Annotated in this window: 6 protein-coding genes, 4 pseudogenes and 2 riboswitches; all 10 genes and pseudogenes read right to left on the bottom strand. The window is 36.3% G+C overall.

Translation table 11 applies throughout. The features are described 5' to 3' along the window. Window position 1 precedes the first annotated feature (1 nt). A pseudogene (purF, locus tag JCM7501_RS08160) lies at window positions 2-1,398 on the bottom strand (amidophosphoribosyltransferase). Beyond that, window positions 1,377-3,576, bottom strand: a pseudogene (purL, locus tag JCM7501_RS08165) (phosphoribosylformylglycinamidine synthase subunit PurL). The pseudogenes purF and purL overlap by 22 nt, the downstream one beginning before the upstream one ends. Before the next feature lie 2 nt (window positions 3,577-3,578). Then, window positions 3,579-4,252: pseudogene (gene purQ, locus JCM7501_RS08170) on the bottom strand (phosphoribosylformylglycinamidine synthase subunit PurQ). A 2-nt stretch (window positions 4,253-4,254) separates the two neighbouring features. Next, entirely contained in the window at window positions 4,255-4,503 is a 249-nt protein-coding gene (gene purS, locus JCM7501_RS08175) for a phosphoribosylformylglycinamidine synthase subunit PurS (RefSeq protein ID WP_011025203.1), read from the bottom strand. 2 nt (window positions 4,504-4,505) lie between these two features. Then, on the bottom strand, window positions 4,506-5,213 hold the full coding sequence (purC, locus tag JCM7501_RS08180; protein ID WP_028991732.1) for a phosphoribosylaminoimidazolesuccinocarboxamide synthase: 708 nt from the start codon (window positions 5,211-5,213) through the stop codon (window positions 4,506-4,508). Window positions 5,214-5,232: 19 nt separating this feature from the next. After that, window positions 5,233-5,694 carry a 5-(carboxyamino)imidazole ribonucleotide mutase gene (purE, locus tag JCM7501_RS08185; protein ID WP_028991731.1) on the bottom strand — a complete coding sequence of 154 codons (462 nt, stop codon included), beginning with the start codon at window positions 5,692-5,694 and terminating at the stop codon, window positions 5,233-5,235. A gap of 60 nt (window positions 5,695-5,754) precedes the next feature. Next, the gene (locus JCM7501_RS08190) at window positions 5,755-7,137 is read right to left on the bottom strand and encodes an NCS2 family permease (protein ID WP_013149946.1); all 1,383 of its coding nucleotides are present in this window, start codon (window positions 7,135-7,137) and stop codon (window positions 5,755-5,757) included. 191 nt (window positions 7,138-7,328) lie between these two features. Beyond that, window positions 7,329-7,430: riboswitch (purine riboswitch) on the bottom strand. A gap of 85 nt (window positions 7,431-7,515) precedes the next feature. Next, window positions 7,516-9,054, bottom strand: a complete 1,539-nt coding sequence (gene guaA / locus JCM7501_RS08195) for a glutamine-hydrolyzing GMP synthase (RefSeq protein ID WP_013149945.1) — start codon at window positions 9,052-9,054, stop codon at window positions 7,516-7,518. A gap of 14 nt (window positions 9,055-9,068) precedes the next feature. After that, window positions 9,069-10,523, bottom strand: a complete 1,455-nt coding sequence (gene guaB, locus JCM7501_RS08200) for an IMP dehydrogenase (protein WP_012994687.1) — start codon at window positions 10,521-10,523, stop codon at window positions 9,069-9,071. A 132-nt stretch (window positions 10,524-10,655) separates the two neighbouring features. Next, window positions 10,656-10,757: riboswitch (purine riboswitch) on the bottom strand. 153 nt (window positions 10,758-10,910) lie between these two features. Continuing rightward, window positions 10,911-11,667, bottom strand: a pseudogene (locus JCM7501_RS12705) (ISLre2 family transposase); the annotation flags it as partial.

An 11,667-nucleotide genomic window follows, 5' to 3' on the forward strand; every position in this document is an offset into this window, starting at 1 on the left:
TTTATGTTTTCTCAAAAAGATACTTGTTTCCTTCTTTTGGAACATACATAGGATAGTCGCCATCAAAGCAACCTGTGCAAATAAATTTAAGTCCTACACTTTTTATAAGCCTTCAATGCTTAAAAACTGTAAGCTGTCAGCCCCTATTACTTTGCATATCTTATCAACTGACATCCTCGCCGCTATCAGTTCTTTTTTTGTCGGGGTATCAATTCCAAAGTAGCAGGAATATTTAACAGGAGGTGAACTTATCCTCACATGAACTTCTTTTGCCCCTCCATTTTTTAGTAGACTCACTAATCTTTTCATAGTTGTGCCTCTAACAATTGAATCATCTATTAAAACTATCCTTTTGCCTTGTATCAATTCTTTTAAAACATTTAACTTTATTCTCACTCCTGTCTCTCTATCCCTTTGGTCGGGAGCAATAAAAGTTCTGCCAACGTATTTATTTTTTATAAGTCCTTCCCCCATTGGTATACCTGTTTTGAGAGAATAACCTCTTGCAGCAGCAACACCTGAATCTGGAACTGGTACTACTAAGTCTGCATCTACAGGTGCTTCTTCAGCTAATCTTTTCCCCATCTCCAATCGTGTAAAATAAACACTTTTTCTATCTATGACACTGTCAGGTCTAGCAAAATAGATGTATTCAAAAACACAAGGCTTCTTTTTTTCTTCTCCTTCTAACTTAACAGACTCTATTCCTTTTCCATCAATTATAACTATTTCTCCTGCTTCTACATCTCGTATCAACTCTGCTCCTATTACGTCAAAGGCACAAGACTCAGAAGATAAGAAATAAGTGTCATCTTTTTTACCTATACAAAGAGGCCTTATACTGTTTACATCTCTTATCCCTATTAATTTATTGGCTGCTAAAATCACCAAAGCATATGAACCTTTTATTTGTTTTATTGTTTCCTTGAGGGCTTCTATTAAGCCCTTTTGGAAATTCTTCGCAATTAAATGAAGAATTATTTCGCTATCTGTTGTAGTTTGAAATATTCTACCGTCATCCTCCAATTGACCCCTTAACTCTTTTGCGTTTATCAAATTGCCATTATGGGCAAGAGCCATATATTCATTTTTAAAATTAGCAACGAGGGGTTGAGCATTTATAATGTCATTGCTGCCCGTAGTAGAATACCTTACATGGCCTATCCCCATTTTTCCCTCTAATGTCTTTAAATTTTCCTTATTAAAGACCTCACTGACAAGTCCCAACCCCTTAATACAATTTATTTTTTCGCCATCATAAATAGCTATGCCCGAACTTTCCTGCCCTCTGTGCTGCAAGGTTTGTAAGCCATAATAGATATAAGAAGTAACTGAAGTGGATAAACTAAAGGCACCAAAAACACCACATTCCTCTTTTAATTTCTCTCCATTTCCCATTTTATTCTCCCTCTCCAGCTTTCCTCTAAGGCCTCCAAAGGAAGGTCTATTATTCTTTTACCATTTACATCAATTACTATATCTTTACCCTCTACAACTCCTACTTTTTGCGCTGGAACTTGGTATTCATAAGCTATTTTTAACACTTCATCTACCTTTTCAGGACTTGCAGTAATTAATGCTCTTGATTGAGATTCAGAGAACAACTCTACATCCTCTCTAAGAGAAGTTTGTAGCGAAATTTTTGCACCTTTTTTGCCTGCAATTGCACTTTCAACCAAGGCAGCCGCAAAACCGCCCTCTGATATGTCATGAGAAGACTTAATTAAGCCTTCATCAATAAGTTTTAACACCAATTCTTGCAATCTTTTTTCCTCTTCCAAGTCTATTCGAGGTGGTTGCCCTTTTACCATTCCAAAGCAAACTTTAAGATACTCACTTCCTCCAAGCTCTCCTTTATTCTTACCTAAAATTATAATTACATCGCTTTCTTTTTTAAAGTCCATTGTACAAATTTTTGATACATCCTCTATAAGTCCTGCCATTCCTATTACAGGAGTAGGATAAATGGCCTCTCCCTCATTTTCATTGTAAAGACTGACATTTCCGCTTACCACAGGGATTTGAAGTGTTTCACAGGCTTTAGCTATTCCAAATATAGAATTTTTTAACTGCCAATATATTTCTTTCTTTTCCGGATTGCCAAAATTCAAACAATCCGTAACCCCTATAGGCTTAGCACCAACCATACAAAGATTTCGAGCTGCCTCTGCTACAGCAACTTGAGAACCTATATAGGGATCTAAATAACAATATCTACCATTGCAGTCCGTTGTCAATGCAACAGCTTTCTTTGTACCTTTTATCCTCACAACAGCTGCATCCATACCTGGAGTTATTACTGTGTCTGTCCTCACCATATAATCATATTGACTGTATATCCATTCTTTACTTGCAATATTTAAAGAAGAAATTACATCTTTTAGAGCTTTATTCATATCCTCTGGAGGTTTTACCTCATTTATATCCAACTTATTGACATCTTCTTGCCATTTAGGCACTTCTTCTTCTCTCACATATTGTGGAGCACCTTCTGTTAAAGACTTGGCTGGAACTTCCGCAACTATTTTTCCCTCTTTAATCACTCTTATCATTCCATCATCAGTGATTTTCCCTATTGTGGCGGCATTCAGTCCCCATTTTTTAAATACCTTTTGTACATCTTCTTCCTTGCCTTTCTCTACTACAACCAACATTCTCTCTTGAGATTCAGAAAGCATTATTTCATAAGGGGTCATTCCCTCTTCTCTCAAAGGCACTTTATCAAGGTCAATTTCCATTCCAACTCCACCGCGGGAAGCCATCTCGCAAGAAGAAGAGGTAAGACCTGCCGCTCCCATATCTTGTATAGCAACTACGGCATCTGTTTCAAAAAGTTCTAGACATGCCTCTAGAAGCAGTTTTTCCATAAAAGGGTCGCCAACCTGAACAGAAGGTCTTTTTTCTTCCGATTCCTCGCTTAACTCCTGAGAAGCAAAGCTTGCACCTCCGATACCGTCTCTCCCCGTAGTAGCACCTACTATCATAACAGGGTTACCTATGCCTTTTGCTATCCCTTTTTTATTTTGTCTTTTTCTACAATTCCTACACACATCGCATTTACTAAAGGATTTCCTTTGTAACTTTCTTCAAAATAGGTATCTCCACCTACTGTAGGAATTCCTATGCAATTTCCATAATCCCCTATACCGGCTACCACGTTTTCGATGAGATATTTAGTCCTTTTATCCTCAGGAATTCCAAATCTCAAAGAATCCAAAAGAGCAATTGGCCTTGCTCCCATTGTAAATATATCTCTTATTATTCCCCCGACACCTGTGGCTGCTCCTTGATAGGTTCAATCGCAGAAGGGTGATTATGGCTTTCTATCTTCATGACAACTGCCAAATTATCTCCAATATCCAATATTCCTGCATTTTCTCCCGGTCCTTGTATTACTCTTTCGCCTTTTGTAGGTAAATATTTTAAAAGAGGTTTAGAGTTTTTATAGGCACAATGTTCAGACCACATAACACTATACATACCTAATTCAGTTATATTAGGCTCTCTTCCTAATATCGAAATAATTTTTTCATACTCCTCATCAGTAAGTCCTAATTCTCTCCATATTTTATCCATCCTTAAACCCCGCCTTTTACAAAATTATCCACTATTGATCCTAATATATAAAGCCCGTCAGTATTACCCAGCAAGGGGCATAAGCTCTCTCTGGATGAGGCATCATTCCTAAAACATTTCCTTTTTTATTTATAACTCCGGCTATTCTCTCAACAGAGCCGTTGATATTTTCTTTGTACCTAAAAACAATTTGATTGTTCTCTTTTAATTCTCGTAAAGTTTTGTCATCTACATAATAATTACCTTCTCCATGAGCAATTGGAAGTAAAATCTCCTGCCCTTTTTTAAGCCTTGTAGTAAAAGGAGTCTTGTCATTTTCAACTGTTATACTGACAGTCTTGCAAATAAATTTCAGCCCTTCATTTTTTCTCAAAGCTCCCGGCAAAAGCCCTGCTTCTGTAAGTATCTGAAATCCGTTGCATATGCCTATAATAAATTTTCCTTTTTCTGCTTCTTCTCTGACAGCTTCCATGACAGGCGAAAACCTCGCAATAGCTCCTGCCCTCAAATAATCACCATAAGAAAATCCTCCTGGTAACATTATAACATCATACTTACTCAAATTTTTTTCTTGATGCCACACATATTCTACTTCTTCACCAAGCCCATCTTTAACAGCATAATAGCAGTCCACATCGCAATTGGACCCTGGAAAAACTATAACAGCAAATTTCATCTTTATCCCTCCACAATTTCAAAGGTGTAATCTTCAATAATTGGGTTTGTCAGTATCCTTTTGCACATCTCATCTACTTTATCCTTTAGGAGGGATAAATCGCCATCCTCAAAAGTTAATTCTATATATTTCCCAACCCGCACCTCTTTTACTTCTTCGTACCCTAATGAGTGCAAAGCTCCCTTCACTGCTTTTCCTTGAGGGTCAAGTATTCCCTTTTTTAAAGTTATATAGACTTTTGCAATTAGCACTTTTACATACCTCCAAGTCTTTTTAAAATTTCTAAATATGCTTCTTCTACTTTACCCAAATCTTTTCTAAATCTATCTTTATCAAGTTTTTCCATAGTGTTTTTGTCCCAAAATCTGCAAGTATCAGGAGAAATTTCATCAGCTAATAATATTCCTTCATTACTTTTGCCAAATTCTAATTTAAAATCTACCAAAATAATGTCTTTAGATAAAAAATATTCTGATAAAATTTCGTTGACTTTAAACGTCATTCCTGTCATAATTTCGATCTCTTCTTTGGTGGCTAATTCGAGAGCTTGTATGTGATATTCATTAATCATTGGGTCTTTCAATTCATCATTTTTATAGGAGAATTCTAATACAGGCGTTTTAAACTTTAGTCCTTCTTCAAGGCCTAATCTTTTACAAATACTTCCCGCTGCATAATTTCTCACGATAACTTCCAAAGGAAAAATTTCAACCTTTTTAACCAACATTTCCCTATCACTAAGTCTTTTCACATAATGGGTGGGTATATTATTTTTTTCTAATAATGTAAATAAAATTGCAGAAACTTTGTTATTTACTACTCCTTTTTCGGCAATTGTGCCCTTCTTTAAGCCATTAAAAGCAGTTGCATCATCTTTATATTCGATGATATAAAAGTTTTCTTCCTCTGTCTTATAGACTTTTTTGGCTTTTCCTTCATAAAGTAATTCTCTTTTTTCCATATTTATCTCCTCCAATCTCTTAATTATTTAACACTTCTTCAGCCATTTTTTCCCTATAATCAGCTAAGGCTTCCTTCAAATAAGTATACTTCAAAGAGAGAATATGACAAGCTAAAAGTGCTGCATTTTCTGCTCCATCTATAGCCACAGTTGCAACAGGAATACCTTTAGGCATTTGAACTATTGATAAAAGGGAGTCAAGACCATCTAAAGTAGAAGACTTTATGGGAAGACCAATAACGGGCAAGAGTGTATAAGAAGCAATAACTCCAGGCAGATGAGCAGCCTTTCCTGCACCTGCAATGATTATATCATAATATTTATCCGCATTTGCAGCAAACTCTTGTGTCTCAAAGGGAGTCCTATGGGCAGACAACACTTTAACATCATAGGAAATTTCAAATTCTTCAAGAATTTTTGTGCATCTTTCAACTACAGGCAAATCAGATTTACTTCCAACAACTATAGCCACCTTTGGCATTTTTATACCTCCTTTTCTTTTAAGACCCCAATTAGTAAGTTACTAATTGGGGTCTTATTTTTACTCTGACAAAGTTATAAATCTCAATATGAATAAAATTGCAAGAACATAAACTATTGGGTGAATTTCTTTTGCCTTTCCTGAAGCAATTTTTACGATAGGGTATGCAACAAGACCTGCAGCAATACCATTAGCAATGCTAAAAGTGAAAGGCATAGCAATTATAGTAAGAAAAGCTGGCATAGCCTCTGTAAAATCTTCAAAACTTATCTTTTTAATAGAGCCCATCATCAAAACGCCAACAATAATAAGAGCAGGAGCAGTTGCCTCTGTAGGAACAAGCAAAGCTATTGGTGAGAAAAATAGTGCTACCAAGAACAAAATGCCTGTCACAAAAGCAGTAAGTCCCGTTCTACCACCTTCTGCAATACCTGCAGCACTCTCAACGTAAGTAGTCACAGTAGAAGTTCCCAAAAGTGACCCTATCGTGGTAGCAATAGCATCCGCCATTAGTCCTTTTTTCATATTAGGCATTTTACCATTTTCATCTAACATTCCTGCTTTTGATCCTGTTCCTATAAAGGTCCCTATGGTATCAAATAAATCTACAAAAGCAAAAGACAACACTACATATAGCACACTTGTAACTAAAGAAATAAAGCCGATATTCTCACCAATTCCCAAAAGCCCTTTTATATCGAGTTTGAAAAATGTAGGTGCAAGACTTGGTGGCATTTTAATTATGCTAAAATCAGAGGGTAATTTCACTATTCCAGTAAAAAGTCCCAATACTGTAGTTATCAATATGCCAAGAAGTATTGAACCTTTTACGTTTCTTGACATCAATATCCCCGTTATAAAAAGTCCCGCAATAGCAAGAAGTGTCCCAGGATTAGTTAAATCACCAAATCCAATGTATGTTGCTTGATTTGGTACAATTATTCCAGAATTTTTAAGTCCAATAAAAGCTATAAATAATCCTATACCCGCACTTACTGCATATTTTAAAGACAAAGGAATAGCATCGACAATCATTTCACGTATTCCAGTCAAAGTAATCAAAATAAATATAATTCCTGAGAAAAAAACTGCAGCTAAAGCCTCTTGCCAAGTATAACCCATTGTCAAAACGACTGTATAAGTAAAGAAAGCGTTAAGTCCCATTCCTGGAGCTTGTGCAAAAGGGTAATTGGCATACAAAGCCATCATAAAAGTGCCAATAGCTGCTGAAAGACAAGTTGCTACAAATACCGCTCCTGCATCCATCCCTGCTTCTTTTAGTATAATGGGGTTTACAAACATAATATAAGCCATTGTTATAAATGTGGTAATCCCAGCTAATATTTCTGTTTTTACATTAGTACTATAGTTTTCTAGCCTCCATATCCTATTCGCTAGATTCTCTAAAGAATTTTTGTTTCTCATTTTACTCACCTTTTCCATTATAATCCTCCTCTTCTATATTATTTTGCAACTTGTGGGACAATTTAAAACAAATAAACCCGGCAAGAATAGATTTCCCATTAAGTTAAGATACGAGTGAAACCTATCCTCCCGGGCTTTTGTCCCTAAGGTGTGGTATATAAAAATATACCTGTACCGCTCGGTCCGAACACCTACAAATAGGCTGGAACCCTAGGTACACTTTCACTCATAGTCGAACAATTTACGGTTGTTCGGTAGAGACTCTCGAGCCATATTCTCGAGATTATATGAGTGAAATTTATTCAGTTGTCCTCTTTTTATCTTATCAACTTTTTTAATATTAGTCAACCTCATTTGCGAATTTTTTAATAAAAAATTAAAATAATGTTCGGATTTTTATTCCCACTCTATGGTTGCTGGAGGCTTTGAAGTAATATCGTAAAGCACTCTGTTTACTCCTGGGACTTCATTAGTAATGCTTGTTGATATGCTTTCCAAAATTTCATAAGGAAGCTTTGTCCAATCCGCTGTCATTCCATCGTAGCTATCTACTACCCTCAAAATTATGGCATAAGCGTAAGTTCTTTCATCTCCCATAACTCCAACACTTTTTACGCCAGGCAAAACTGCAAAAGATTGCCACACTTTATTATACCAGCCAAATTTTTTCATCTCTCTTAGAACTATGCTGTCAGCTTGCCTTAAAATTTCTAACTTTTCTTCTGTAACTTCTCCCAGGATCCTGACTGCAAGGCCTGGGCCGGGGAATGGCTGCCTATATAATATTTCCTCAGGAATTCCTAATTCTTTTCCTACTTGCCTCACTTCATCTTTAAAAAGCATTTTCAAAGGTTCAATAAGTTCAAAGCCTATATCTTCAGGCAAACCTCCCACATTGTGATGGCTTTTAATAGTGGAAGATACACCATTGCCACTTTCTATTACATCAGGATACAAAGTCCCTTGCACCAAAAACTTAACGTCTCCTATTTTTAAAGCTTCTTCTTTAAAAACTTCTATAAAAACATTACCAATAATTTTTCTCTTTTCTTCTGGATCCGTAACTCCTTTAAGCCGTGACAAAAATCTATCCTTTGCATCTACCCGGATTATGTTCATGTCATAATTCTTTCTAAAAGTTTCGATAACCATATCTCCTTCATTTTTCCTTAAAAGCCCAGTATCAACAAAAATGCACACCAATTGGTCGTGAATGGCTCTGTCTACTAAAACAGCAGCAACCGAAGAATCTACACCACCAGACAGAGCGCATACAGCTTTGTGTTTACCTACTTTTGCTTTTATTTCTTTTACTGTCTGCTCAATCAAAGAATCCATTGTCCAATCTGCCGCACAATCACATACTTCAAATAAGAAATTTCTTATGATCTCTGTTCCTCTATGGGTATGTGAAACTTCAGGATGGAATTGAACTGCGTACAATTTCTTTTCTACATTCGCAATAGCTGCAATTGGGCAATTGTCAGTAGAAGCTACCACCTTAAAATCTGGAGGGGGAAGTTCTATGTGATCAGTATGACTCATCCAAACAATAGTGTCTCTTTCTATGCCTTTAAACAAAGGGATAGTATTGTTTAAAACAATTTCTGTCTTGCCATATTCCTTCACAGGTGCTGGAGCAACTTTTCCACCTAAAAGCTCTGTCATAAGTTGTGCACCATAACATATACCTAGCACAGGATATCCTAATTCGAAAATCCGCTTATCGCATTTAGGAGCATTTTTTGCATATACACTAGCAGGTCCTCCAGAAAGAACAATTCCCTTTGGCTCTTTTTTTCGTACTTCCTCTGGAGAAATATTGTAAGGAACAATCTCGCAAAAGACATTTGCTTCTCTTATTCTCCTCGCTATTAATTGTGTGTATTGGCCTCCAAAATCTAAAACTAACACTACTTCCCGTTTAATCCCCATTAAAATCCTCCTCTTTATCTCAAATTATAATTAGGAGCTTCCTTTGTAATAATTATATCATGAGGATGACTTTCAGTTAATCCTGCCTGTGTTATTTTTACAAACTTTGTTTTTGTCCTAAGTTCTTCAATATTGCGAACACCACAATATCCCATCCCTGCTCTTAAACCACCAACTAATTGATACACTGTATCTTTTAAAGGTCCCTTATAAGGTACCCTTCCTTCTACCCCTTCTGGTACAAATTTTGTTACATCTTCTTGGAAATATCTATCTGAGCTTCCTTCCTTCATTGCTCCTAAAGACCCCATGCCTCTGTAGACCTTATAGCTTCTTCCTTGATATATCTCTATTTCGCCGGGACTTTCTTCTGTCCCTGCAAAAAGGCTTCCCAGCATAACTACAGAAGCTCCCGCCGCAATGGCTTTTACAATATCACCTGAATACTTAATTCCCCCATCTGCAATTATAGGTATTCCATACTTGTCCGCTTCTTGAGCACAATCATAAATAGCAGTAATTTGGGGAACTCCTACTCCAGCGATCACTCTCGTAGTACAGATTGACCCTGGTCCAATGCCAACTTTTACGCAATCTGCCCCTCTCTCTATCAAATCCCTCGTGGCTTCAGCAGTAGCCACATTTCCTGCTATCAACTGCAGGTCTGGATATTTTTCTTTTATTTTAGAGACAGCATCTAAAACCCCTTTAGAATGGCCGTGAGCTGTATCTATCACGATAGCGTCTACACCTGCTTCTACTAATGCTTTGACTCTATCCATCATGTCTTTTCCAACACCGACAGCAGCCGCCACCAGAAGCCTTCCTTTACTATCTTTTGCCGCATTCGGAAATTCAACCGCTTTTTCTATATCTTTTATAGTAATAAGCCCTTTTAAGACGTTGTTTTCATCTACTAAAGGTAATTTTTCTATTTTGTGTTTTTTTAGTATCTGCCTTGCTTCCTCTAGAGTAGTTCCAGGAGGAGCAGTAACCAAATTGTCTTTTGTCATAACTTCTTTTATTGGTTTATTCAAATCATCTTCAAATCTTATATCGCGATTAGTAATTATTCCTACAAGTTTTGAATCAACAGTGATAGGTACTCCTGAAATTTTATACCTCGCCATAAGTTCAGCTGCGTCCTTAATAGTATGGTCAGGAGTAAGCGAGAAAGGGTCCGTTATGACACCATGTTCTGACCTTTTGACCTTGTCAACCTCTAAAGCTTGTCTTTCTATAGACATGTTTTTGTGAATTACACCTATGCCACCTTCTCTTGCTATAGCAATTGCAAGTTTGGATTCTGTAACAGTGTCCATTCCAGCACTCATCAAAGGAATGTTTAAAGTAATTTTTTTAGTAAGCTTTGTTTTTAAATCCACATCTTTAGGAAGAACATCAGATTTAGCAGGAATTAAAAGAACATCGTCAAAAGTTAAACCCTCTTTAACAAACTTTTCCTCCATATTTTACATCTCCCTTTTTAATTTTATTATAACATATCATTAGCAAAATTTTTTTGAACGTCATAAAATTTACAAAATTACCGTGGTCGTTTATAAATAAAGCCGAGGTAGAATTTTCCTCAGGCCAAAAAGGCAACAACAAATTCCACCCATAGTAAAGCAGTTTACGGCTGCTTTGTAGAAACTCCCGTGCCATATTCACGGGATTATATGAGTTTCTTTAATAAAACTATTAACTTGTTAGATGAATAGTTTATTATTCAATATAACAAATTTACTTTGCTATGTCAACAATACAAAATTTCTGATAGTGTCAAGATACTGTAGGATTTTTTTAAGACAACCCCTGTAACTTACTTAATTTAGGGCTTCGTCTTATCATGTTTTTTATATGACTTGTGCATATTTTATTGCTCTTAAAACCCTATATATTGGCGTTACTTTGCCTAAATTCAAAACCGTAATATTATTTATCTTTTCATTTGTAGACGTTTTAACTCTCCTCACTGCCTCTTTTATTTGCTTCTTCGTTAATTTGTAACTTCCTTCATTTATATTCTTCCTCTTACCCCATTCTACTTCTCTTAAGTCTCCTCCATTCTTGCTGAATACCCTTAATTTCGCCATTAACTTTAATCCTTCTCTACTCCATCCCAATGGATTCCTGCTTAGTCTTACTGAAAATACATGGCTTATATGCCTTCTGCACTGCACCCTATTACATCTTTGTCTTCACTGTATATCTCTATCCCTTCCCAATTGTTTAGTATGTATTTCCTTGCTTCTTTTATCTTCTCTTTCTCCCTCTCTTCCTCTGCTGCCTTTATTAGTTCATCAAATATCTTCTTCACTCCTTCTTTATCTCCTTCATTTATTGCTCTCCATATCTTTTCTCTGTATTTTGGCTCTTTTGATGTGGCTTTTAATACGTATTTGTTTAAATGATATCTGTCTAACACAAACCTTGATTTTACTATCCATTTTAATCCCTCTTTTATCCACGGTGCTCCATCTCCTGCTATGTATATCTTCTCTATCTTCTCTTCTTTGTAGTTTTCTTCTATGTAATTTGCTACATCTATCCATATGTCTTCTGCTTTCTCTCCTACGTATGCCTTGTAATGCACATTTCTCAGTACATTTC

Origin of the sequence: Thermoanaerobacter thermocopriae JCM 7501 (assembly GCF_001310975.1) — a bacterium.
Classification (GTDB): Bacteria; Bacillota; Thermoanaerobacteria; order Thermoanaerobacterales; family Thermoanaerobacteraceae; genus Thermoanaerobacter; species Thermoanaerobacter thermocopriae.